The organism is Alteromonas sp. KUL49 (assembly GCF_006538345.1).
Lineage (GTDB): Bacteria > Pseudomonadota > Gammaproteobacteria > Enterobacterales > Alteromonadaceae > Alteromonas.
Window position 1 is genome coordinate 146450 of sequence record NZ_BJKL01000009.1, and the last position, 22602, is coordinate 169051.

The following is a 22602-nucleotide window of genomic DNA, read 5'->3' on the forward strand; positions in this document are numbered from 1 at the left end:
GATTTACCCTTGCTGCTCTGCCGATTCGACTAAACGAACGAACAATTCTTCGAGTCGATTTGATTTATTGCGCATGCTCAAAACTTGAATGCCTTGTTCTGACAATTGAGTGAATACTGGATTGAGCCCTTCTTCTTTCTCTACGTCGACTTCCAAAGTGTGTTCGTCGAGCAAGCGAGACTCGAATCCTTCAAGTGTTGGCGCGCTAGTATTTCCAGCAATATCCAGCACAAAGGTTTCAATACTCAGCTTCGCCAACAGCGCTTTCATGCTGGTGTTCTCGACGATAGTTCCTTTGTTGATGATCGCGATATTGCGACACAACATTTCAGCTTCTTCGAGGTAGTGAGTCGTGAGAATAATGGTAATGCCTTGCTCGTTAATTTCCTTGAGAAACTGCCACATTGCTCGGCGAATTTCGATGTCTACACCTGCGGTGGGTTCATCTAAAATCAGCAACTTGGGTTCATGCATCAACGCACGTGCAATCATAAGCCTTCGCTTCATACCGCCAGACAACTCTCTGGCACGAGCATCCCGCTTTTCCCACAAGTCTAACTGCGCAAGATATTTTTTGGCGCGTTCTTTCGCAACCGAACGCGGCACGCCGTAGTAGCCCGCTTGGTTCAATACGATTTGCATGACAGTTTCAAACTGATTGAAATTAAATTCTTGGGGTACCAATCCAATACAAGATTTAGCTAGCTCTTTTTGTAACACTAAATCGTAACCAAACACAGAGACCTGCCCCTGTGATTGATTCACCAGAGAACTGATAATACCGATGGTAGTAGATTTACCCGCACCATTTGGCCCGAGTAGTGCAAAGAAGTCGCCTTCTTGCACGCTAAGATCAACACCTTTTAGTGCCTGAACTCCGCCTTTATAGGTTTTAGTTAACCCTTTTATGTCCAACGCATTCATTTTCTGTCTGCTTTCCGAGTGTTATGGCTAATATGCTGTGGTGTGGGAAGGTAGTATTTACCCTGAATTACCACATTGGCGTATTCTCAATGCTGAGAGTAAAAAGAAAAATAAGTGTATCACGTCCTCGCATACTAGAACGACTGAAGGACTAACACTAATAGATTACGTAGCAGAAGTGTTGGCGGTAGCTGGATATTTCAAGGCATAAGACAAAATTTAATATAGATAAACGGACTTATGTGGTTTTCTATAAGATCACTAGACGCGCCGAATATGGCGCGTCATTTGTAATTTGCTACTGATCGTCAGTAGACGCGAGTTGCGCCGCCGGACTGATTTCCATTTCTACTTTTCTGTCAAAGAAGTTACCTTCAAAGGTATCTGTTTTGCTGAACTGTTCACCCACGGCAATGACATCAATTTGAGAGTCATTGACCCCTTTTGCTTCAAGATAGGTTTTTACACTAAGTGCACGTTGCATTGACAGCGCTTGATTGAACTGAGTATCACCCCGTTGGTCTGCATGTCCGGTCAAACGAATAGTCAATGATGTATTATTGCCAAGTGCATGGGCGATTAAATCCAATTGAGGCTTAAACGCAGGCTCCACCTCTACTGACCCCGTCTTAAACTGAACATTACTTAGTAGTGTAGGAATGCTCGCCTCAACCATATTGGTTTGTTGTTGAGTCACCCTTGCCATTTCAAGTGCAGCAGATTGCTGGTCAAATGCTTGTTGCAACGCGTATAACTCTGCGTTCTTCTCATTGAGGCTATCAGTCATTACCGAGAGAGATTCGGTTTGCGCTGTGTCTTTTCCAATCAGCGCGCCAATCGTGCCCACGACAAAAGCGCCTACTGGGCCTGCGACAACCGCACCAACGACAACGCCGGTACCAAGTCCGATAGCGGTAGCCCGCTCTGCATCCTCTTTAGCCGCAGAGTACGTTGTTGCAACACTCGTCAATGAAGTAGACATAAGAAGTGAAAATGCGATGCCTTTGCTCAAACGATTAATAGTGGTCATGATGTAATCCTTAATATGAAGTAAATAGTGCTGTTTAGTATTTGCCGAACATAAAACTGTGAAGTCATGTGGTTATGTTTGGTAGGTTCATTAAACAAACACAAAGGGGCGAACGGGCGACGACAAAGAGGCAAAGCAATGAAATTTAATGGCAAATGTGGCGAAAAAAGGGCAGTTCTGTGGAATTGTTGCCGAACTTAAGACGGCGAGGGAAGACCAAGGTATAGTACGAAAAACATCGAAATGAGACGCCACCATGCCAAGAACAATAGCGCTAGTTGAAGACGATCCGGCGATTAGAGAAAATTATATTGTTGCATTGAAAGCACAGGGTTATACGGTAAACGCCTATGAAGATAGACCCTCTGCGGCGATCGCTTTTGATACAAAGCTGCCTGACTTAGCCATTATCGATATTGGCCTCAAAGAGGAAATAGAAGGCGGTTTTCTATTGTGTCAGCAATTGCGCAGACTCTCAGAAACTCTGCCGATCATATTCTTCACCGCTCGAGACAACGATGTAGACACAATCAGCGGCCTTCGTATGGGTGCGGATGATTATCTAACAAAAGATATCAGTATGGCGCATTTATTAGCTCGTATTGCAGCACTATTCAGACGTACTGATTTGCTAGCAGCCCCTGCCAAGCAGCAAGATGAGATCCGCCTAAGTAAACTTTGCGTCGATGTGTCTAGAATGACTGTCAGTTGGGATGGTGAACCCGTTGCTTTGACCGTTACCGAGTTTTGGATGCTTCACGCACTCATAAAGCACCCTGGCCACGTAAAAAGCCGACAGCAACTTATGGACGAATCACAAATGGTAGTTGATGACACTACAATCACATCGCATATAAAACGTATGCGGAAAAAGTTTGTTCAACTCGATCCTCAGTTTGACCACATCGATACCGTCTATGGTATGGGTTATCGCTGGCAGTAGCGGTGAGTTATGCGTATACGTTTTTCGATCCGAGTTCAGTTACTGGTATTGTCACTTTTTCTCTTTACCATTCCCTATTTGGGGTATCAATATGTATGGGAGTTAGAGCAATACCTACGCACAGGACAAGAACAAACCATGATAGGTACGGCTCGGGCTGTTGCCACCGCTCTGCACGAGCGACCCGCTCTGTTTGAAAGCCGCTCAGCCTATTTGAAAAATGTTAGACCGGGGACAGATTTATACGCACCTGCAATACCAAATCCCATTCGGTTAGATGGTGAGCTCAATGACTGGAGAGCGGTAGAACACCTTGCCACCCAGTATAGTGACGATGAAATCGTAGATATTTTCATCGATACTGACAAGCCAGTCACTTCGCTTTCGTTTACACACATGGTAGGACGTTACGACCAGTACCTCTATGCCATGTTCAATGTTGAGGACGACCATTTAGTGTGGCGCCATCCGTCAAGTCTTAGCGTTGACCGTAGTGACCACTTACTTATAGCTCTTCAAGAAGATACCGATACGCTCAAGCGTTATGTCATTGCACCATATGAGAGTGGTTGGGTTAATGCTTATCGACTTGGTGAAGACCAAAATGCCTACCGCGCTGTAGAGAACGCATTAAACATTCAAGGGCGGTGGATGGAAACGAGAAAAGGCTATGCTATTGAACTGCGCTTTCCACTCGATGAGACTAGCGGTAGCCTCGCCTTTGCCCTTGTTGACGTGGATAACGAAGGTACACGACAAAAGCAATATGCCATTGGAACGGCCAGTACTTCAAATATTGGTGAATTGGGTACCGTGGTAACGCCATCTCCTGAAATAGAGCGGATCCTCTCAGGATTAAAATATGCCGATTCCAGAGTATGGGTGGTAGACAAGCATAAGCGGGTACTGGCCCGGGCGGGTGATATACTCTCTTCTGCAGGCATACGCACAGCGACACCCGAAGAAAGCTCAGATTCTTGGTTAAAATGGGTAGAGCAAAACTGGCTCATTCCACTTTACTACAACATACTTACTCGCCCCCCCGCTGACTTTGTCGATGAACTTGAGAATGCTTATGCCTTAGTGGGGAAAGATATAGCGACAGCACTTTCAGGAGAACCGGACTCACTTTGGCGTCTCACACCAGACAATAAAGCGGTGGTTTTATCTGCTGCACATCCAATCTTTATTGGTGATACCGTAATGGGCGCAGTGATTGTAGAGCAAACCACGCACGGCATAAGAACACTAAGAAACCAAGCATTAGAGCGATTATTCCACGTAATACTTGCTGTAATGTTATTGGGTACCTCAGGGTTACTGTTGTTTGCCCATCGCATTTCAAGCCGTATTCGAAGTTTACGCGACAACACAGAAGCTGTCATAGACGATAATGGTAAAATTATTGGAAGCTTACCGCAGTCGAAACAACGGGATGAAATAGGTGATCTCAACCGTTCATTCTCTGACGTTCTGTCTCGACTTCAACAATACAACACCTACTTGGAGAATATGGCATCCAGACTTTCTCATGAGCTTCGAACACCCATTGCGGTGGTTAAGTCTTCTCTAGATACTTTGTCACAGGTATCAACAAATGAAGAAAATAATGTCTTTGTAGAGCGAGCTCAATCGGGTATTACACGTTTGAGTAAAATACTCAACAGCATGAGTGAAGCGACAAGATTGGAGCAGGCAATCGCTACAGAGGAATCCATCCCCTTTGAATTGAACAAAGTGGTATCTGGGTGTGTACTGGCATATCAACAAACCTATTCTAATCGAACATTTAACTACATTAATAATGGTGAAGGCACTGAAGTTATCGGCTCGCCAGATCTTATTGCACAACTACTCGATAAGGTTATCGCTAACGCTGCTGAATTCAGTAATGACGAGGACACAATCACTGTACATTTATGGCGCCAAGATAAGTCGGTCTATTTAACGGTAAGTAACCCTGGCCCCGTCATTCCTGCTGGTATGGAAAATCAGTTGATTCAGAGTATGGTATCTATTCGTCCTGAAGCAAAGGCTCATTTGACCACACCGGAACCACACCTAGGACTAGGACTTTTTATTGCCAATATGGTAGCTAACTATCACAAGGGTAACCTGTCAATCACTAACCTCGAAGACAACACAGGTGTGTGTGTAAAACTGAGCCTACCTCTTATTCCTACCTAACAATAGGGTAAAAAGTGAGGATTGGACAAATACCCTATAATAGGTCATGGTAAGATCTTAATTTAGTTTACTGATGTACCAAGCTGTTGTACAAAAGTGAAATCTTATAGCGCAAACGTGGGTCATGTATAAAAAAATGGAATCTAGGTTTAAAATGATTACCCGCATAACCTTTCTAGTTTTGGTGTCAATTTTTAGTGGCGTAGCTCTCGCTGACACAAACGAAACCATCACGATTACCTTTCAAATCGATGATGATAATCGCACTCCCGTTTCAGATGCTGTCATTATTCTCACTCCCACCGATGGCGATTACCCAGAGGTGTCCGTTGATAATTTGCCTACCGCGGTAATGAATCAGATAGATAAACAATTTGCGCCGCATGTACTCGTGGTACAGAAAAATACAGAAATTGCTTTTCCCAATGCCGATAATTTGTTTCATCACGTTTATTCCTTCTCCCCCACTAAGCAGTTCGAGCTCAAGCTTTATAAAGAATTTACTGCTGAACCTCTGCTATTCGAGCAGTCAGGCATTGTGGATATAGGCTGTAATATTCATGATTGGATGCTTGGTTATATTGTAGTGTCTGACTCTCCCTATTTTTTGAAGACAGACAATGACGGTACAGGCCAAGTTACCGTGCCTAAGGGCGAATATGAAATGCAACTATGGCATCCAGCACTGTCTTATGTGGAAGCTTTTGACGATAAAGTAGCGTCTTTCACTACCTCTCAAACGATGTCAGTTTCACTGGATGAGACTGTACCTGAACAACAAGGATTTGATGACGGCTTTGGCGATTATTAATGCGAATACTTTTGTTCACACTGTGGTTTGTGGCGGGCATTTCTCATGCTGAAATTAACATTCTGGTAAGAGCGAGTGCGTTAGCCCAGAGCGATGAAACCAGTTTTCAAAGTTGGGGGGTTTCCCATCAGCGCTTTGATAATGAAGATATAGCTCTATCTCAAGCTCTACTATCTTTTGACACGTTAGTTACTGACGATTGGTATGTACATGGCGTTTTTAACGGCTACTCTGATGGTGAAGAAAAACTTGGCTTTACCCAGCTATACGCCAAATATAGACCACTGACCTCGAACAAAATCAAACCAGAAGTAAAATTGGGTTTCTTTTACCCTGCAATGTCTGTTGAAAATACTGATATCGGCTGGCTGTCGCCAAATTTTTTGTCTAACTCAGCCATTAATAGTTGGATTGGTGAAGAGCTAAGAACAGCAGGCGTCGAAGTGAGCTTTCGTCAAAATGGGCGACAAACCCGCAGTCCATGGTCATGGAAAGTCGTAGGCAGTCTTTATAAAGGTAATGACACCACAGGTACGCTATTAGCATGGCGTGGTTTTGCACTGCACGATAGACAATCGGTACATGACGATCGTATCAACTTTCCTCCGATTCCAGGTGTAGTTAACGACAATGGTATTGACGCTCCTGCATGGACCGACCCTTTCAGGGAAATTGATACCAATATTGGTTTTTATGTGGGCGGCCACTTGGCCTATAAGCGTGATACTGATGCTCGGTACTATTACTACGACAATCGTGCAGACCCACTTGCACTGGATCCTGACAGAATTTACGCTTGGCGTACTCGATTCCACTCATTAGCAGTGCGACACAGACTCTCTCCAGATTTAACCTTGCTTTCACAGGGTCTCGTCGGTTCAACGTTGATGGGATATAACATAGTCAAAAACGACTTTTATTCCGCGTTTTTGGCGTTAACGTATCAACAAGACAGCCATACTTATTCGGCAAGGCTAGACTGGTATCAAGTAGTAGATAACGACAGCTTTATGTATGACCCTAATGCGAGCCGAGGCGAGGCGCTCAGTGTAAACTATCAATACCAGATCAATGACTATTTTTCTGTTGCCACTGAATGGCAAACCAATCGAGGAAGAAAAGCTCAACGTAGATTCTTTGTTACCGACGAAGACTACATTGAGAACTCACTTCAGCTTGCTGTGACTTTCAGGTACTAACGCTTTACCTTGTCGAGCGCTGCATCAGGAACATTTTTAATCATCATGCTCTCGCGTCTTTTAGTCATCATTTTGGCTAGCCTGCGCATGCTTACTGTGGTGTCTTTTTCATCTACGATATCTACACCTAACAAGCGCTCTAAGAGATCCTCTAAGGTAACAACCCCCTCAAGACCACCGTATTCATCAACCACAAGTAGCATATGAACGTGCTTATTGAGAAAGTGTTCAAACGTGCTCGACAACGGCATACTACCGAGCACAGTAATGAGGTCTTTAGCATATTCTTTTAATGGCTTATCCGTGTTTCCACGGGCCTGTGCAACCAATAGGTCCGACCGCATCACATAGCCGGTGATTTTTTCGGAATCGTTACTTTCAAAAACAGGAATACGCGAGTATTCAATATGCGCATGTTTATGAAAGAAGGTCTCTACAGTCATCGCATCTGAAACAGAAAATACTGCTGTACGATGAGTAACGACCTCTTTTACAGTTAGTTCATGCAGGCTCAATAGACTTTGCAAGAAAGCCGCCTCATGTTGTGCCAACTGACCTTCTTGTCCGGACAATTCGGCCATCGCGTGAAGTTCGGTCCTGCTTAGTCCGCGCAGTGGGCTGTCTTCTTTGAATCCTTTAGTCAAAATAGCTGACATCACTACAAATGGTTTTAAGACCAAAGTTAAATATTTAAGAAAATAAGCGGTAACTGGTGCTAAGCTTCTCCAGTAGGTGGCTCCTAGCGTTTTAGGGATTATTTCTGAAAACACCAAAATCAACAAAGTTAAAATGGCGGATATTACACCTAAATACGCGTCGCCAAAAACAGCAGCAGCTTGAGCTCCAGCGCCCGCAGCCCCCATCGTATGGGCAATGGTATTAAGTGTTAAAATCGCCGATAAAGGTGTGTTTATATCATCGGTTAAAGAGCGTAGTAGTTTACCACTGGGTCTTTGTTCTTTTTCGAGCACCGAAATATATGCCGAAGAAACACTGAGTATCACTGCTTCTGCTATTGAACACAAAAACGAAAAGCCAAGAGCAATGAACACATAAATTATTAGAAGTAGCATGGATCCTTTCCATTAATTTGCACGCACTGTGCGGACTTCTATTATGGGTGCTACTCAGATAGATACAAGAGGTATCACCTCCAAAATCACCTAATGACAGCAGTTAGAGGTTTTGTGTTGAGTACTAATAAGTCGCTTCTTTATGCTTTGATATCCCAACTTCCCGATCAAGAAACCCAGTAACAGGGCAGACAATATGTACACCCATTGTCCACCTTCTCCGTGATGGTGAATTCCGTGTTCAAGGTAAATCAATTGACTGAGTTCAAAATGACTAATAAGCCAATTGAGTCCATAGCCCGCTGCAATGCTGGTACTCATTACACTGAAAATATAGAGTACCAAAGTTCGGGTACCCATTTCTTGTTTGATCATTCCCATGGTTGAAACATTGGTCGCTGGACCAGCCATAAGGAAAACCAGAATCGCGCCCGGAGACAAACCTGCAGCTAAAAATCCTACAGCGATAGGCGTTGATGCGGTGGCACAGATGTACATTGGCACTCCTATTAATGCCATAACGAGCATTGCAACAAAGCCATCGCCCCACTGAGTTAAAAAGTCTGTGGGAACCCAAGTTTTAATAACCGCTGCCAACATCAAGCCCACTAAAAGCCACTTCACAATATCTTCAAGTAACTTTCCTGAGGCAAATTGCCATACTTTGCCAAGAGTTGCCCCTAAAGATTTATTCGAAGACGACTCAACGGTATGTTGGTGGTGTTCGTGGTTCTCATGACCATGGCCACTGCAACAGGATGATACTGGTTTGTGAGTGTGAGAGGATGACTCATTATCAAACCATCTAACCATTAAACCTGCAAAGATAGCACTAAAAATAGCAGCAACAGGACGAACAACTGCATATAAAGGCCCTAGTAAGGCATAGGAAACCGATACGCTATCTACACCAGTCTCAGGTGTGGATACTAAAAACGAAACCGTCGAAGACTTCGATGCTCCGCTACGACGCAGGCCGATAGCCGCAGGAATAACGCCACAGGAACACAGAGGAAGTGGCGCACCAATAAACGCCGACTTTGTAATCGCTGAAATAGAAGAACTACCCATATGTTTTTGTAAAAACGAAATGGGCACCACCTCATGCATCACTCCAGCAACAAATAATCCCAGAAGCAACCATGGCGCAGACTCGACAAAAAGCGACGCAAAGTTTTGTAGGAGTAGCAATACATCTGTCATAAGCATTTCCGAGCTGACCTTTTCCTAGCTGGAACCATAGAAAATGAATCTTGTTAGTACCGACCTCAGTCTACCAAAAGAACCTGCAGGCTGAAATAAAGTCTCATGCGTCGGTGACTAAACGTAAACATTTGTTGATTCTTCTCACAAAACACAAATACACCTTTAAACAATTTCTATTCTCGTTTATAAATCAATCTAAAATTTTCAATATAGATACAAGAAGAACTATGGCGTCCACAAAACTACACATGGCATTTAGAAAATATCACCGTTGGCTAGGCTTTTTCCTCGCCGGAATTATGGGGGTATATGCAATCAGTGGGGTACTACTCATTTTCAGACCCACCGATATCCTAAAGTACGAACAAACCAACGAGTACCAAATTGAAACACAACTCAATAGCCAAGCGGCGATACAACAGCTTCGTGTGAAAGGGCTAAAAGCCAATGGAGAGTCAGACACCCAAGTAGAGTTTAACTACGGACACTATGACAAAAGCTCGGGCTTAGCGGTGATTACAAAAAAAGACTACCCCATTGTTTTGGCTAAAATGGTCAAACTTCACAAGGCAACTAATAATAGCCCGTTGTTTTGGCTGAACATTAGTTTTGGCGTAGCACTGCTGTTTTTCGTTGTCTCTGCATTTTTCATGTTTCTACCTAAGTTACCAATATACAAAAATGGGTTAAAAATCGCGGGAGCAGGCGCACTGGTAACGATACTCGTCGTTATTTTTGGCTCTTAATCTATAACTCACACAGCGGCTCGCCATTGAGCGAGCTCGCTCATTAAAAAAAATTTATCTTATTTATTTCACTTTTTTGAACTTTTTTGTTTCCTTTCCCGTTCCCTTTTATTGACGAGTATAAAAATAGTGCTCGCGAATAATAAAAAACCCAGGGGAAACATATGTTTAAAACCACCAAAATAAATAGGGCGGTGGGTATAGCGTTGGCGTGTGCCACGTTCACCAGTTTGAGTACCACTGCATTAGCACAAGAAACATCTAACCAGGAAGCCGAAGAAGAGTCCGTTGAAAAGATCCAAGTCACGGGTTCGCGTATTAGTCGTATCGAGCTATCAACACCAGCACCAGTGCTGACTGTTGACGCTCAACAGATTGCGCGTTTCGGTAACCCAGATCTAGGTTCAATCCTTGCAGAACTACCAGCAATAGCCGCTGGCTCTACACTGATTGGCAACAACAACTCAAACGCAAACGCAGGTTTGAGTTCACCCGACCTTCGCTCACTTGGCGAAAACCGTACTCTTACGCTAGTAAATGGTAAACGTCACGTTGCTGGCTCTCCATTCAGCAACGCGGTAGATACTGGTTCTATCCCAGCAGCATTGATTGAACGTGTAGAAGTAATCACAGGTGGTGCATCTGCGATCTACGGTTCAGATGCGGTATCCGGTGTAATCAACGTCATTCTTCGCGATGACTTCGAAGGCGTAGAAATTCGCGCTACAGGTAGTAGCGATACCGAAAGTATCGGTAACGAAACGTATACATACAGTGCACTTGTTGGTGCAACTACCGATGATGGCCGTGGTAACGTTACTTTCTTCGCTGAACGTAACCAAATCAACGAAGTGATGATTCCAGACCTCCAGCAAGCTGCAAACTGGGGTACTTTCATCAACCCTGATAACACAGGTGAAGAAGACGGCATTCCAGATCGTATCCGAACTCGCAACGTAGGTTCGGAAATGATCAACGCCTTCACGGTACTTAACCCATTTGGCGGTGGTCCGAGAATTACCTTCACGCCTGACGGCTCTCCGATCGATCAAGTTTCTCGTATCAACACAAACAGTTTTGCATTTGGTAACTTCGACCAAGCATATGACACTGTGTTCTTTACTGAAAACTACGAAAACTATATTCCAAACCAGGAAACACAGACGTTTGCCAGTACCTTTAGGTATGACCTAACTGAAAACGTTAGATTTTATGGTGATGTGAAATATGTAGATAAGTTTATCGAACAGCAATTCCAGCCATCATTCCGCTTTGGTAACATTTCAATTAATGCTGCTGATAACCCGTTTCTTCCTGAAGCTGCTAGACAACAGCTAGCTGATAACGGACAAACAGGTATTGTACAAACGGCCCGTTTCTTTGATGACATTGGTAACCGTTCTGCATCGAATGACCGTAAGTTATGGCGTGTAGTTACTGGCTTTGAAGGTTACTTCAGCCTTGGTGAAACTGACTTCGATTACGACGTTTACTACACTCGTGGTGAGACGTCTAACACCCGAAGAACACTAAACGATCTTATTCCAGACAACCTTACGGCTGCTCTAGACGCAGTTATCGATCCAGCCACTGGCGAAGTAGCTTGTCGTAGCCAGGTGCCTGATTTACAGGGTGAAGGTTACGAAGATCCAGCGTCAGTTAATGGTGGGGCTTGTGCGCCATTCAATCCTTTTGGCTTTGGACAAGCATCAGCTGAAGCAGTTGACTTTGTTTCTGGTGACGTAGAGCGTAAAGACGAAATTACTCAAACCGTTTACGGTGGTTTCGTTTCATTCGATACCAGCGCATTGTTCGAACTACCTGCGGGCCCAATGGGTATCGCGCTAGGTTATGAATACCGCGAAGAGACAGTATCGACAATTACTGACGAATTTACAAAAGCAGGTTTCTTCACCAACGCAGCAACGCCTGACTCTTCTGGTTCATACGATGTAGACGAATTCTTCATCGAGCTACGTGCACCACTTCTAGAAGATGTTTTTCTTGCTGATTCACTAAGTATTGATGCTGCGTATCGTGCTGCGGATTATTCGCATGCTGGTAGCGCTGATTCTTGGCAAGTAGGTTTAATGTGGGCACCTATTGCTGACCTAACCTTCCGTGGAACACTAGGTGAAGCGGTTCGTGCGCCAAACGTTGATGAGGCGTTTAGTCCACAATCACCAGGTTTTGCGAACATCAGTGATCCGTGTGATGAAGACAACATCGACGATGATCCAGATCGTCGTGCAAACTGTGCCGCATTGGGTATCCCTGCTGGTTTCCAAGCTAACGATAACGTAAGTATTGAAACTCTTTCTGGTGGTAACCCAGATCTGTTCTCTGAAGTTAGTGAATCTCGCACCGTTGGTGTTGTATGGGCACCTGATTTCATTGAAGATTTCTCAATTACTATCGATTGGTATGACATCGAAATTGAAGATGCTATTAACGCCGTTTCTGCTCAGGACATTCTAGATAACTGTGTTGATGCAACCGGTGGTCCTGATGCTGCGTTCTGTGCGCAAATCGACCGTGATGCGAACAATGACGTAGAACTTGTACGTTCAGGATTCGTTAACGCTTCTGCAATTACAACCTCTGGTATTGAATTCCAAGTCTTGTACACCACAGACCTTGCTGACTTCTCTCTTCCGGGTGAAGTACGTATTAATTTCCAAGGTAACAAGGTTCAAGAGTTCGACATTTTCGAATTCCAAGACCGTCCTGACGAAATTAACGTTGAAGTTGGTGAACTTGGTGACCCTGAGTTCCAGTTTAGAACAATCATCGATTATCGTATCGGCGACTGGGTGTTCAACCACACAAGTCGATTCATTGACCGTGTAGCAACGTACGATGTATCACCAGGTGGTGGTTCTCCAGAAGATACGTCGCCTGCATTTGTTGGCACAATCTGGACTCACGACTTTGGTGTTGAATATAACGTTTCTGAGAACTTCGAAGTTAACTTCGGTGTTCGTAACGCGTTTAACAAAGTACCTCCTGGTTATACCTTTGACCCACTATATGACTTAGTTGGTCGTCGAGTTAACGCTGCGATGGTATACCGCTTTAATTAAGTCTACCCTCCCTGTAGACCACACCCGCTACCTCCTTGTGGGGTAGCGGTTTTTTATCAAAGTAAGCATAAAAAAAAAAAAAGCGCCGGTCTTTCGACCGGCGCTTTCTTATTTACTTAACGTGAAAAAACTTATACAGAAGCTTTTTCTACAACGTCAACTAGGATCCAAGTCTTAGACTTAGAATAAGGACGACACTCGCGAATAGTCACTGTATCGCCTTCGTTGCACACGTTGCTTTCGTCGTGGGCGTGAAGCTTAGTAGAACGCTTGATGAACTTCCCATAGATAGGGTGCTTAACGAAACGCTCAACTACAACAGTAATGGTTTTATCCATTTTGTTGCTAACCACACGACCTTGAACTGTACGAATTTTTTGTTCAGTCATTACGCATCAGCCTTTTGAGTCAGAATGGTTTTAACACGCGCGATGTTACGACGCACTTTTCTCAACTGATCAGTTTTTTCAAGCTGGCCAGTTGTGTGCTGCATGCGCAAGTTGAACTGTTCGCGTAGCAGGTTTAACAACTCTGCGTTCAGCTCTTCTACGCTTTTTTCTTTCAGTTCAGTCGCTTTCATTACATCACCGTCCGAGTTACAAAGGTTGTTTTAAATGGCAGTTTCGCAGCTGCCAGTTCAAACGCTTCACGTGCTAGTTCTTCTGGAACACCTTCCATTTCGTAAAGAACACGACCAGGTTGAATTTGGCAAACCCAGTACTCAACGTTACCTTTACCTTTACCTTGACGAACCTCAAGAGGCTTCTCAGTAATTGGCTTGTCAGGGAAAACTCGAATCCAAATTTTACCTTGACGCTTAACGTGACGAGTCATTGCACGACGCGCTGCTTCGATTTGACGCGCAGTCATACGACCACGGCCAACCGCTTTAAGCCCGAAAGTACCAAAGGCTACAGTGCTACCCGCAGCATAACCGCGGTTACGACCTTTGTGCATTTTACGGAACTTCATGCGTTTTGGTTGTAACATGATTAGCCCTCTCGCTTAGCGTTGCGGCCTTTCTTCTTAGGTTGAGCAGCTGGTGCTTGCTCTTGAGTTGTAGGTAAACCACCTAGAACTTCACCTTTGAAGATCCAAACTTTAACGCCGATGATACCGTAAGTTGTTGACGCTTCTGAGGTCGCGTAATCGATGTCCGCACGGAATGTGTGCAATGGAACACGACCTTCACGATACCATTCTGAACGTGCGATTTCCGCGCCGCCCAAACGACCGCTAACTTCAACCTTGATACCTTTAGCACCAAGACGCATTGCATTTTGTACCGCACGCTTCATAGCACGACGGAACATAACACGACGCTCTAGCTGGCTAGAGATGCTATCAGCTACTAGCTGACCATCTAGCTCTGGCTTACGTACTTCAGCGATGTTGATCTGAGCTGGCACACCGGCTAGCTTAGATACGTAATTACGCAACTTTTCTACGTCTTCACCTTTCTTACCGATAACTACGCCTGGACGAGCAGTGTGAATAGTCACACGGATGCTCTTAGCAGGACGCTCGATCACGATTTTAGAAAGTGATGCGTTCTTAAGTTGCTTCGTCAAGTACTGACGTACTTGATGATCGTTGTACAGATTATCCGCATAGTCTGCAGTATTAGCGTACCAGGTAGAAGTCCATGGTTTGCTGATACCCAGGCGTATACCTGTAGGATGTACCTTCTGTCCCATTATCTACTCCTAGTTATCCGCTACAACCACAGTGATGTGACTGCTGCGCTTAAAGATACGATCAGCACGGCCTTTAGCACGTGGCTTAATACGTTTCATCGTTGGACCTTCGTCAACAAAGATCTTCGCTACAACAAGCTCGTCGATGTCTGCGCCTTCGTTGTGTTCTGCGTTTGCAATTGCAGACTCCAACACTTTCTTAACTAGCGCAGCGCTTTTCTTCGGGCTGTAAGCAAGCACTTCTAGTGCTTTCTCAACGTGTAGACCGCGAATCTGATCTGCAACCAAGCGTGCTTTTTGAGCCGACGTGCGGGCAAAACGGTGTTTAGCTAATGCTTCCATTTATTCTACCCCTTAACGTTTAGCTTTCTTATCCGCGACATGACCGCGGTAAGTACGCGTTGGCGCAAATTCGCCCAACTTATGGCCTACCATTTCGTCACTGATGATTACAGGAACGTGCTGGCGACCGTTATGGACCGCAATGGTCAACCCAATCATATCTGGGATGATCATAGAACGACGAGACCAAGTTTTGATTGGTTTACGTTCGTTCTTTTCCACTGCAGCCTCTACCTTCTTCAGCAAGTGAAGGTCAATAAAAGGACCTTTCTTGAGAGAACGTGGCATGGTGAATCCTCGCTATTACTTGTTACGACGACGTACGATAAGCTTATCAGTACGCTTGTTGCTTCGGGTTTTCTTACCTTTAGTAGGAACACCCCAAGGAGTTACTGGGTGACGGCCACCAGAAGTACGACCTTCACCACCACCGTGTGGGTGATCAACCGGGTTCATGGCAACACCACGAACTGTCGGACGAACACCGCGCCAGCGGTTAGCACCTGCTTTACCTAGTGAACGAAGCATATGCTCTGCATTGCCTACTTCACCGATGGTAGCGCGGCAGTCCGCAAGTACTTTACGCATTTCGCCTGAGCGTAGACGCAATGTGATGTAGTTTCCATCACGTGCTAGCATCTGTGCGTAAGCACCGGCTGAACGTGCAATCTGTGCACCTTTACCAGGCTTCATTTCAATTGCGTGAACAACAGTACCCACTGGGATGTTGCGCATTGGCAATGTGTTACCAGCTTTGATCGGAGCGTCTGAACCAGACTGAACCGCATCACCAGCTTGAATACCTTTAGGAGCTAGGATATAGCGACGCTCACCGTCTGCGTACAATACTAGTGCAATGTTTGCAGAACGGTTTGGATCGTATTCTAAACGCTCAACTTTAGCAGGAATGCCGTCTTTGTTACGTTTAAAGTCGATTACACGATAGTGATGCTTGTGACCACCACCGATGTGACGAACTGTGATACGACCGTTGTTGTTACGACCACCAGACTTGCTGCTCTTTTCCAACAATGGCGCGTACGGTGCACCTTTGTGCAGGTCAGGGTTAACGACCTGAACAACGTGACGACGACCGGCAGAAGTTGGCTTAGCTTTCAATAATGGCATTTCTAATCCCCTTCTTACTCAGCACCACCGACAAAGTCGATGTCCTGACCTTCTTTAAGCACTACATATGCTTTTTTCCAGTCGCTGCGCTTACCGAAAGACATACCGTGACGCTTAGTTTTACCTTTAACGTTTACAGTACGAACACCGTCAACTTCAACTTCAAACAATTTTTCAACTGCTGCTTTGATTTCGGCTTTGTTCGCGTCTTTAGCTACTTTAAATACAACTGTGTTGCTCGCTTCAGCAGCCATAGTAGACTTTTCTGAAACGTGAGGTGCTAATAGCACCTTCAGTAGACGTTCTTCATTCATGCTAACGCCTCCTCAAGTTGTTTAACTGCATCAGCAGTGATTAGCACTTTTTCAAATGCAATCAAGCTCACTGGGTCGATGCCTGCTACGTCGCGTACGTCAACTTTGTACAAGTTGCGTGCTGCTAAGAACAAGTTCTCATCAACTTCAGGAGTAACGATTAGAACGTCAGTTAGTTCATATTCGTTAAGTGCAGAAAGAAGAGCTTTAGTCTTAGGTGCTTCAACACCGAACTTCTCAACAACAACCAAACGGTCTTGGCGGATTAGTTCAGACAAGATGCTCTTGATCGCACCGCGATACATTTTCTTGTTAACTTTTTGGTCAAAGTCACGAGGCTTAGCAGCAAATGCACGGCCACCGCCAACCCAAATTGGGCTACGGATAGTACCAGCACGTGCGCGGCCAGTACCTTTTTGACGCCATGGCTTCTTACCACCACCACGAACTTCAGCGCGAGTCTTCTGCGCTTTAGTGCCTTGACGAGCACCTGCACCGTAAGCGACAACTACCTGGTGTACCAGGGCTTCGTTGAAATCACGTCCAAAAGTCGCTTCGGATACTTCAAGAGCGCTTTGCGCGTCTTTCAATGTTAATTCCATCAGTTCACTCTCCGACGTTACGCTTTAACAGCTGGCTTAACGATCACGTCGCCGCCAGTTGCGCCAGGTACGGCACCTTTAACTAGGATAAGGTTGTTTTCTGCGTCTACGCGTACAACTTCCAAAGACTGAGTAGTCACTTGCTTGTTACCAAGCTGACCAGCCATTTTCTTGCCTTTGAATACTTTACCTGGAGATTGGTTTTGACCAATTGAACCAGGAGCACGGTGAGACAAAGAATTACCGTGAGTCATACGCTGTGAACTGAAGTTCCAACGTTTGATTGCACCAGCAAAACCTTTACCTTTTGATGTACCAGTTACATCAATTTTCTTAGTGTCATTAAAGATTTCAACAGTGATTTCACTGCCTACTTCAATATCGGCACCTTCGTTATCTTCTAGGCGGAATTCTACTAGAGAAGAACCTGCTTCAACGCCAGCTTTAGCAAAATGACCTGCTTCAGCTTTGTTGATGCGGTTTGCTTTCTTAGTTCCAGCAGTAACCTGAAGAGCGCGATAACCGTCAGTTTCCTCAGTACGTAACTGAGTTACACGGTTTGGGGTCGCTTCGATAACAGTCACAGGGATCGACGTACCATCTTCAGTGAAGATGCGCGTCATGCCCACTTTACGACCGACTAGACCAATCGCCATTGTTATAACCCTCTCTTGTTAGCCCAGGCTGATTTGAACATCAACACCGGCAGCCAAGTCCAAACGCATCAACGCGTCAACTGTTTTATCAGTTGGCTCGATGATGTCTACCAAACGCTTGTGAGTACGGATTTCGTATTGATCACGCGCGTCTTTATTGACGTGCGGAGAAATCAGAACTGTGTAGCGTTCTTTGCGAGTAGGCAGAGGAATTGGACCGCTGACCTGAGCACCAGTACGTTTCGCTGTTTCGACGATTTCAGCCGTAGACTGATCGATCAACTTGTGATCGAACGCTTTCAAGCGAATACGAATTCTTTGATTTGGCATCGATTAAGCTCCAATCGAAAGAACAAAAAAATTCACCTTTTCACTCCCTTTCTAACTTGGGACGAAAAGATGCGCGTTAACCGTTGGTTCCCAATCGGAACCCTGTTTCTCTTCTCTAGCACGCCCACCGCAGAGGTTAATCTTTGGTTTTGGCAACAACCCTAAAAACAGTGAAGTCGCGGCTGAAAAAATATGCCCTTCATGGGCAGTGGGCGCGAATTATACATGGGTTGGTGATTAATGCAACAACAACCTACGAATAAACTCGCTATTTATTGAAGTGTCTGAAAATTACTTATATGTAGGCTTTTTTAGTGGTGTAGTTGAGTGAAAGTCTAACCAGCGAAGTACGTCTACTTTGGTTGTTTCATTCATGTCATTAGCACCATTTAGAGCAAGCGCTTTAAGCGACGTTTGCTTTAATACCTTTCTATAAGCCATTTCAGCCTCGTGAAAAGCCGAAGCTATGTGGCATTTATTCGCACACTCACTCGTTGTCATGGCACAAGGCCCATTTTGTCGAATTTCAGTACACCGAAAGCTAGATTCAGTACCTTCAACCGCCGCAGTAATATCCCAAAGGTTGATTACGTCAATCGGCTTAGCTAACTGGTAACCACCGGCCGCGCCTCTATGAGCGTTTACAATACCCGCACGACTCAGCGCCTGCATCTGCTTGGCCAAATAAGGCGCGGGTACGCCCAGAAATTCTGCAAGCGCTTCTTTAGGTAGCGACTTATCACTTGGCAGCCCAGCAAGTAGCGTGCATGCATGAGCAGCCCACTCTACACCTTTACCTATTTTCATAAGTATCCTTTACCAACCCTTTTAATTCGGATATATTTTATCTGAATTATATTTTTGTACGTTTAGTATACCTCGATAACCGCCAATGTTGTCGGCGAAATAGGTAATAAAAGTAAGGAGAGATTTTATGTCTACCTTAATAAAACATTTAGTACTCGTAGCACTAGTGCTGCTACCCACGTTAGCTTTTGCGACGACTGACGAGCGTTTACCCGGAAACCATGAAAGTTGGTTGGCACTGTGTTTTGTTGCAGGTTCTATAATTTGCGCTTGGGCGTTAAATCACGCGCTCTCCCGAGTACGGGCAATGGGCACGCTAATGGCGGCTTTGACTTGTTTCGGCGTAGTCATTTGGTTTTTTGTATACGTGTATGGCTCAGGTATTCTTGAATCGCCAAAGCCTTTCGACTCCCGTCTTGATGGCGCAAAACCCACCCTATTGTGGGCTATAGTAACCCTTTGCTTTATTGGAGGGGTACTGCTACTTCGGGTTAGCCTTAGCCAATATCGCAATAGCACTAAGCTTACACTTACCGCAGTTAACCAACCAGATAGATACGGTAGCGTATCTCGAATGTTGCATTGGACTACCGCAATTTTATTCCTGTTAATGATACCCATGGGTATATTCGCCACTATGATCCCAGAAGGTACAGCATACCGTTTAGAGTACTATGTGGTGCATAAAACCATTGGCGTGCTTATTTTTATTCTTGTCATATCACGAGTGCTATGGAATCTGTATTCAAAGCGACCCACACTAGACCAACACATGAAGCCCTCGGAAAAAAAGCTTGCCCACTTAGCGCATATTACACTGTATGGATTGTTGTTCTTACTGCCTATTACTGGCTTTATAATGACAAGCTTTTTCGGCGCACCTACTTACTTATTTGCGTGGGAACTAGCGCCGCTATGGGAGCCCAATGAAAAAGCCGTTTTGCTTTGGGGGCTACTACACAAGTACTTGTTGCCCTATATCGTGTATTTAGTCCTTGGCGCTCACATATTCGGGGTACTTAAACATCAGTTTTATGACAAACATCGGCATATACTCAAGCGCATGGTGTCATGAGGCGGGAACAGTGAGTAGCCTAGATGTGCATCATCAAAGTAGGGTATCAACGGACTTCTTGTAGGATTTGCCAATTTTAATTTGTTCGCCGATGCTCAAGGTTAAACACTCAGCATCGGTAGCTATAACAAATGCCGTGTTAACCGCAAAAGACTTGTGAACTTGTATAAAACCGCTGTCCGGTAAATCAGCGACCAACTGCTTTAGTGTAGTGTTGACTAGTGACATTCTAGCTTGCGAAGCGTTTTCTGATGGCTCAAGGGTCCATAAGCGAACATAATTGCCATACGCCTCAGCGTAACAAATGTGTTCAAGGATAAACTTGCGTTTCTCTCTGCCAACTTTGAGTACGATATGTTTTGGCGCAGCAGACACTGGGGTAGCGGCCACTAGTTGTTGCTCTTTGTAGACTTTTACCATGGCTTGGTTGAATCGTTCAGCGCCAACGGGCTTAACCAAGTAGTCGGTCACCTCTAGTTCAAAACCTTCAACGGCAAATTCTTGGTAGGCACTAATAATGATGACTTGCGGTTTGTTCGCAAGCACCCGCAACATTTGCATACCTGACAAAGCAGGCATATTAATATCTAAAAAGAGTAAATCTACCTTGTCTTTTGATAGATGCTGCAGAGCGTCAGTCGCATTGTAGTACTGCCCCGCAACACTTACCTTGGGATGCTCTGCTAGATGATGTAATACCACCTGATGAGCAAGAGGTTCGTCATCAATAATCAACGCCTTTAGCACGGTGTTAACTCCAGTGTAAGTTCAGATAACCATTCACCGCTTTCGGTTTTCCCACTGTTGAAAGTAGCGGTATTGGGCTGTAGTAACTGCAACCGTCTTTGTAAGTTAGCCATTCCTACTCCATCGCTATCGGCTCGCGATGGACTATCAGCACCTACGCTATTGATGCATTTTACTATTAGCCGATTTCCCTCCACGGTCACATCCAGTGCAATCTGACTGTTTCCGTTTGTGACTTCCACGCCATGCTTGAATGCATTCTCTACTATCACGATGAGCAATAAAGGAGGCAGCTTCCAGCGTTCACCCTCTTCGCAGAAATTCGCTTTCAATGTAAATCCTTCACCGAACCGCAAAGCTTGTAGGGCAAGGTAATTTTGAAGATAGTTGATTTCTTTCGACAACAACACGAGGGCGTTTTGCCCCTCATAAACCGTATAGCGCAGGAGTTCAGCTAATCCAAGCACCATTTTAGGTGCATTTTCAGAGCGATTTAACGTGAGCGCATAAAGGTTATTTAAGGTATTGAACAAAAAGTGCGGATTTATCTGTTGTTGCAGCAACTGTAATTCGGACCGTGCACGCTCACTGGTAATTTGTGCCATCACTCTACTTTGATGTTGGCGTTCAAAAGCCAAAATCACGGGCGTGGTGATTACCAGAATCCAAAATACGATTTGATAGTTTATGGGGGCAAAGAGATTGTGGTCTTCCGAAGGTAACAAGGTTTGCTCAGGAATGTTCAACGGCATTGCCAGAATCGAAGCCCCCAGCAATGGCGTCAATACAATTGTGGTTACTAGCACTCCGCTGACGAAAATGAATATTCCTTTCTCTGAGAGTAAGTGTCGAATCAGCACATTTCTATTGAAAAAATAGATAGCCAGGGCGCAAAAACCCACAACACTAAACTGTAAAAAATAGCTGAGATAACGCAGTGGATCTTTCAGAATTTTACCAAGGTCGAACAACCATGGTAGTGGCTGGTTTCGCATTGGGTCTAATTCATTCATAAACACACCAGAAATAATGAGTGCCCATACGAACATACTGACAACTATCGCACCGTTGAGAGATAGCAGACGGGAAACTAAGCTCGTCGTTTTGTTCAACGCCGATACTGACTGTCGTGCATTGAAAAGAATACCGACACTGGCTGCCACCATAAGCAACCAGCCTTGAACGCTAAATAATGTATAAGTTGAATACCATTCCCAGTTATTTACCAGTATCAAACACACCAGTGGATAGCCTCCAAAGCATAATAGCCATAACACTAAGCGCTTTGGTAACACTCGATTTTGATTCGCACCGCGTAGCAAATACTTGTGCCACAAGAAAAAGGGTAAGGATTCAATCGAGAGTTGTATCAGTATAAATAGCAGTCTTAGCGGAGAGCTTGCCGTACTGTCGCTAGTGCCTAACTGAACGGAGAAAAAGCGAATAGAAGCCTCTAGCAGTAATGCTGCATATAAAGGTAAAAGCGCTACTACATAGTTGTTAACTATATTGCTAGCTCGGGCGATGAAACTGGAATTCCCTTGAGCTTGAGTGGTCTGGATAGACTTGGTTTCCGTCGTATTCATCAATGGTCTTTTACCTGTTGCGCTTAGTACGTTGCAACCATGCCTTAAAATACTCGGTTACTCACGACAAAAATGACAAACCATGTATTTTCACTGACGAAAGTAAACGGCACTCT

General features: G+C 44.7%; 25 protein-coding genes. 7 read left to right on the plus strand and 18 right to left on the minus strand.

Annotation, left to right across the window (positions count from 1 at the left end; translation table 11 throughout):
• Positions 1 to 3: 3 nt before the first annotated feature.
• Both EYS00_RS15965 and pdsO read right to left on the minus strand, forming a co-directional pair.
• Positions 4 to 924: an ABC transporter ATP-binding protein gene (locus EYS00_RS15965; RefSeq protein WP_130638389.1), complete on the minus strand. Its 921-nt coding sequence runs from the start codon at positions 922 to 924 to the stop codon at positions 4 to 6.
• A gap of 298 nt (positions 925 to 1222) precedes the next feature.
• Complete coding sequence (gene pdsO / locus EYS00_RS15970) at positions 1223 to 1954, minus strand: sortase-associated OmpA-like protein PdsO (protein ID WP_130638391.1); 732 nt, start codon at positions 1952 to 1954, stop codon at positions 1223 to 1225.
• Positions 1955 to 2210: 256 nt separating this feature from the next.
• Between pdsO and pdsR the strand changes: the two genes are divergently transcribed.
• The 4 genes from pdsR to EYS00_RS15990 all read left to right on the plus strand — a co-directional run bounded on the left by pdsR (position 2211) and on the right by EYS00_RS15990 (position 7094).
• Entirely contained in the window at positions 2211 to 2897 is a 687-nt protein-coding gene (pdsR, locus tag EYS00_RS15975) for a proteobacterial dedicated sortase system response regulator (RefSeq protein ID WP_130638393.1), read from the plus strand.
• Between the two features lie 9 nt (positions 2898 to 2906).
• Positions 2907 to 5084 carry a proteobacterial dedicated sortase system histidine kinase gene (gene pdsS, locus EYS00_RS15980; protein ID WP_130638395.1) on the plus strand — a complete coding sequence of 726 codons (2178 nt, stop codon included), beginning with the start codon at positions 2907 to 2909 and terminating at the stop codon, positions 5082 to 5084.
• 154 nt (positions 5085 to 5238) lie between these two features.
• Positions 5239 to 5895: a methylamine utilization protein gene (locus tag EYS00_RS15985; RefSeq protein WP_130638397.1), complete on the plus strand. Its 657-nt coding sequence runs from the start codon at positions 5239 to 5241 to the stop codon at positions 5893 to 5895.
• Complete coding sequence (locus EYS00_RS15990) at positions 5895 to 7094, plus strand: hypothetical protein (RefSeq protein ID WP_130638399.1); 1200 nt, start codon at positions 5895 to 5897, stop codon at positions 7092 to 7094. The genes EYS00_RS15985 and EYS00_RS15990 overlap by 1 nt, the downstream gene beginning before the upstream one ends.
• Here the strand turns inward: EYS00_RS15990 and EYS00_RS15995 are convergent.
• Entirely contained in the window at positions 7091 to 8167 is a 1077-nt protein-coding gene (locus EYS00_RS15995) for a CNNM domain-containing protein (RefSeq protein ID WP_130638401.1), read from the minus strand. The two genes, EYS00_RS15990 and EYS00_RS15995, sit on opposite strands and share 4 nt — an antisense overlap.
• A 90-nt stretch (positions 8168 to 8257) precedes the next feature.
• Positions 8258 to 9370 carry an SO_0444 family Cu/Zn efflux transporter gene (locus tag EYS00_RS16000; RefSeq protein ID WP_130638403.1) on the minus strand — a complete coding sequence of 371 codons (1113 nt, stop codon included), beginning with the start codon at positions 9368 to 9370 and terminating at the stop codon, positions 8258 to 8260.
• A 230-nt stretch (positions 9371 to 9600) separates the two neighbouring features.
• Between EYS00_RS16000 and EYS00_RS16005 the strand changes: the two genes are divergently transcribed.
• Together EYS00_RS16005 and EYS00_RS16010 are read left to right on the plus strand one after the other, a co-directional pair.
• Positions 9601 to 10119 (plus strand): hypothetical protein, encoded by a 519-nt coding sequence (locus EYS00_RS16005; RefSeq protein WP_130638404.1) that lies wholly within the window; start codon positions 9601 to 9603, stop codon positions 10117 to 10119.
• Positions 10120 to 10283: 164 nt separating this feature from the next.
• Positions 10284 to 13202: a TonB-dependent siderophore receptor gene (locus EYS00_RS16010; protein WP_130638405.1), complete on the plus strand. Its 2919-nt coding sequence runs from the start codon at positions 10284 to 10286 to the stop codon at positions 13200 to 13202.
• A 131-nt stretch (positions 13203 to 13333) separates the two neighbouring features.
• Here the strand turns inward: EYS00_RS16010 and rpsQ are convergent, their stop codons facing one another.
• The 12 genes from rpsQ to EYS00_RS16070 form a co-directional block, all read right to left on the minus strand.
• A complete protein-coding gene (rpsQ, locus tag EYS00_RS16015; RefSeq protein WP_130638406.1) occupies positions 13334 to 13591 on the minus strand; it encodes a 30S ribosomal protein S17 in 258 nt (85 codons plus the stop codon).
• Entirely contained in the window at positions 13591 to 13782 is a 192-nt protein-coding gene (gene rpmC, locus EYS00_RS16020) for a 50S ribosomal protein L29 (protein WP_130638407.1), read from the minus strand. Before rpmC ends, rpsQ begins: the two co-directional genes overlap by 1 nt.
• On the minus strand, positions 13782 to 14192 hold the full coding sequence (rplP, locus tag EYS00_RS16025; protein WP_130638408.1) for a 50S ribosomal protein L16: 411 nt from the start codon (positions 14190 to 14192) through the stop codon (positions 13782 to 13784). Before rplP ends, rpmC begins: the two co-directional genes overlap by 1 nt.
• A 2-nt stretch (positions 14193 to 14194) precedes the next feature.
• A complete protein-coding gene (gene rpsC, locus EYS00_RS16030) occupies positions 14195 to 14899 on the minus strand; it encodes a 30S ribosomal protein S3 (protein WP_014947978.1) in 705 nt (234 codons plus the stop codon).
• A gap of 9 nt (positions 14900 to 14908) precedes the next feature.
• Positions 14909 to 15241 carry a 50S ribosomal protein L22 gene (gene rplV, locus EYS00_RS16035; RefSeq protein WP_020745230.1) on the minus strand — a complete coding sequence of 111 codons (333 nt, stop codon included), beginning with the start codon at positions 15239 to 15241 and terminating at the stop codon, positions 14909 to 14911.
• A gap of 12 nt (positions 15242 to 15253) precedes the next feature.
• On the minus strand, positions 15254 to 15529 hold the full coding sequence (gene rpsS, locus EYS00_RS16040) for a 30S ribosomal protein S19 (protein WP_012516961.1): 276 nt from the start codon (positions 15527 to 15529) through the stop codon (positions 15254 to 15256).
• A gap of 15 nt (positions 15530 to 15544) precedes the next feature.
• Positions 15545 to 16369, minus strand: coding sequence for a 50S ribosomal protein L2 (gene rplB / locus EYS00_RS16045; RefSeq protein WP_130638410.1), 825 nt, complete (start codon positions 16367 to 16369; stop codon positions 15545 to 15547).
• A 14-nt stretch (positions 16370 to 16383) separates the two neighbouring features.
• On the minus strand, positions 16384 to 16683 hold the full coding sequence (rplW, locus tag EYS00_RS16050; protein WP_130638412.1) for a 50S ribosomal protein L23: 300 nt from the start codon (positions 16681 to 16683) through the stop codon (positions 16384 to 16386).
• Positions 16680 to 17285 (minus strand): 50S ribosomal protein L4, encoded by a 606-nt coding sequence (rplD, locus tag EYS00_RS16055; protein ID WP_130638414.1) that lies wholly within the window; start codon positions 17283 to 17285, stop codon positions 16680 to 16682. Before rplD ends, rplW begins: the two co-directional genes overlap by 4 nt.
• Positions 17286 to 17302: 17 nt before the next feature.
• The gene (rplC, locus tag EYS00_RS16060; RefSeq protein WP_130638416.1) at positions 17303 to 17941 is read right to left on the minus strand and encodes a 50S ribosomal protein L3; all 639 of its coding nucleotides are present in this window, start codon (positions 17939 to 17941) and stop codon (positions 17303 to 17305) included.
• 18 nt (positions 17942 to 17959) lie between these two features.
• A complete protein-coding gene (gene rpsJ, locus EYS00_RS16065) occupies positions 17960 to 18271 on the minus strand; it encodes a 30S ribosomal protein S10 (protein ID WP_010179497.1) in 312 nt (103 codons plus the stop codon).
• Positions 18272 to 18562: 291 nt separating this feature from the next.
• Entirely contained in the window at positions 18563 to 19078 is a 516-nt protein-coding gene (locus tag EYS00_RS16070; protein ID WP_130638418.1) for an Rrf2 family transcriptional regulator, read from the minus strand.
• 127 nt (positions 19079 to 19205) lie between these two features.
• Here EYS00_RS16070 and EYS00_RS16075 point away from each other — a divergent pair, with 127 nt between their 5' ends.
• Entirely contained in the window at positions 19206 to 20153 is a 948-nt protein-coding gene (locus EYS00_RS16075; protein ID WP_130638420.1) for a cytochrome b, read from the plus strand.
• Between the two features lie 33 nt (positions 20154 to 20186).
• On the opposite strand, the gene EYS00_RS16080 is transcribed toward EYS00_RS16075, so the two are convergent.
• Both EYS00_RS16080 and EYS00_RS16085 read right to left on the minus strand, forming a co-directional pair.
• On the minus strand, positions 20187 to 20900 hold the full coding sequence (locus tag EYS00_RS16080) for a LytTR family DNA-binding domain-containing protein (RefSeq protein WP_130638422.1): 714 nt from the start codon (positions 20898 to 20900) through the stop codon (positions 20187 to 20189).
• Positions 20894 to 22486, minus strand: a complete 1593-nt coding sequence (locus EYS00_RS16085; RefSeq protein WP_130638424.1) for a sensor histidine kinase — start codon at positions 22484 to 22486, stop codon at positions 20894 to 20896. The genes EYS00_RS16080 and EYS00_RS16085 overlap by 7 nt, the downstream gene beginning before the upstream one ends.
• Positions 22487 to 22602 lie beyond the last annotated feature (116 nt).

What these genes read in the sequence shown, in the direction of transcription:
- EYS00_RS15965 (WP_130638389.1), bottom strand. Translation starts at nt 924, where the DNA reads ATGAATGCGTTGGACATAAAAGGGTTAACTAAAACCTATAAAGGCGGA.
- pdsO (WP_130638391.1), bottom strand. Translation starts at nt 1,954, where the DNA reads ATGACCACTATTAATCGTTTGAGCAAAGGCATCGCATTTTCACTTCTT.
- pdsR (WP_130638393.1), top strand. Translation starts at nt 2,211, where the DNA reads ATGCCAAGAACAATAGCGCTAGTTGAAGACGATCCGGCGATTAGAGAA.
- pdsS (WP_130638395.1), top strand. Translation starts at nt 2,907, where the DNA reads ATGCGTATACGTTTTTCGATCCGAGTTCAGTTACTGGTATTGTCACTT.
- EYS00_RS15985 (WP_130638397.1), top strand. Translation starts at nt 5,239, where the DNA reads ATGATTACCCGCATAACCTTTCTAGTTTTGGTGTCAATTTTTAGTGGC.
- EYS00_RS15990 (WP_130638399.1), top strand. Translation starts at nt 5,895, where the DNA reads ATGCGAATACTTTTGTTCACACTGTGGTTTGTGGCGGGCATTTCTCAT.
- EYS00_RS15995 (WP_130638401.1), bottom strand. Translation starts at nt 8,167, where the DNA reads ATGCTACTTCTAATAATTTATGTGTTCATTGCTCTTGGCTTTTCGTTT.
- EYS00_RS16000 (WP_130638403.1), bottom strand. Translation starts at nt 9,370, where the DNA reads ATGACAGATGTATTGCTACTCCTACAAAACTTTGCGTCGCTTTTTGTC.
- EYS00_RS16005 (WP_130638404.1), top strand. Translation starts at nt 9,601, where the DNA reads ATGGCGTCCACAAAACTACACATGGCATTTAGAAAATATCACCGTTGG.
- EYS00_RS16010 (WP_130638405.1), top strand. Translation starts at nt 10,284, where the DNA reads ATGTTTAAAACCACCAAAATAAATAGGGCGGTGGGTATAGCGTTGGCG.
- rpsQ (WP_130638406.1), bottom strand. Translation starts at nt 13,591, where the DNA reads ATGACTGAACAAAAAATTCGTACAGTTCAAGGTCGTGTGGTTAGCAAC.
- rpmC (WP_130638407.1), bottom strand. Translation starts at nt 13,782, where the DNA reads ATGAAAGCGACTGAACTGAAAGAAAAAAGCGTAGAAGAGCTGAACGCA.
- rplP (WP_130638408.1), bottom strand. Translation starts at nt 14,192, where the DNA reads ATGTTACAACCAAAACGCATGAAGTTCCGTAAAATGCACAAAGGTCGT.
- rpsC (WP_014947978.1), bottom strand. Translation starts at nt 14,899, where the DNA reads ATGGGACAGAAGGTACATCCTACAGGTATACGCCTGGGTATCAGCAAA.
- rplV (WP_020745230.1), bottom strand. Translation starts at nt 15,241, where the DNA reads ATGGAAGCATTAGCTAAACACCGTTTTGCCCGCACGTCGGCTCAAAAA.
- rpsS (WP_012516961.1), bottom strand. Translation starts at nt 15,529, where the DNA reads ATGCCACGTTCTCTCAAGAAAGGTCCTTTTATTGACCTTCACTTGCTG.
- rplB (WP_130638410.1), bottom strand. Translation starts at nt 16,369, where the DNA reads ATGCCATTATTGAAAGCTAAGCCAACTTCTGCCGGTCGTCGTCACGTT.
- rplW (WP_130638412.1), bottom strand. Translation starts at nt 16,683, where the DNA reads ATGAATGAAGAACGTCTACTGAAGGTGCTATTAGCACCTCACGTTTCA.
- rplD (WP_130638414.1), bottom strand. Translation starts at nt 17,285, where the DNA reads ATGGAATTAACATTGAAAGACGCGCAAAGCGCTCTTGAAGTATCCGAA.
- rplC (WP_130638416.1), bottom strand. Translation starts at nt 17,941, where the DNA reads ATGGCGATTGGTCTAGTCGGTCGTAAAGTGGGCATGACGCGCATCTTC.
- rpsJ (WP_010179497.1), bottom strand. Translation starts at nt 18,271, where the DNA reads ATGCCAAATCAAAGAATTCGTATTCGCTTGAAAGCGTTCGATCACAAG.
- EYS00_RS16070 (WP_130638418.1), bottom strand. Translation starts at nt 19,078, where the DNA reads ATGAAAATAGGTAAAGGTGTAGAGTGGGCTGCTCATGCATGCACGCTA.
- EYS00_RS16075 (WP_130638420.1), top strand. Translation starts at nt 19,206, where the DNA reads ATGTCTACCTTAATAAAACATTTAGTACTCGTAGCACTAGTGCTGCTA.
- EYS00_RS16085 (WP_130638424.1), bottom strand. Translation starts at nt 22,486, where the DNA reads ATGAATACGACGGAAACCAAGTCTATCCAGACCACTCAAGCTCAAGGG.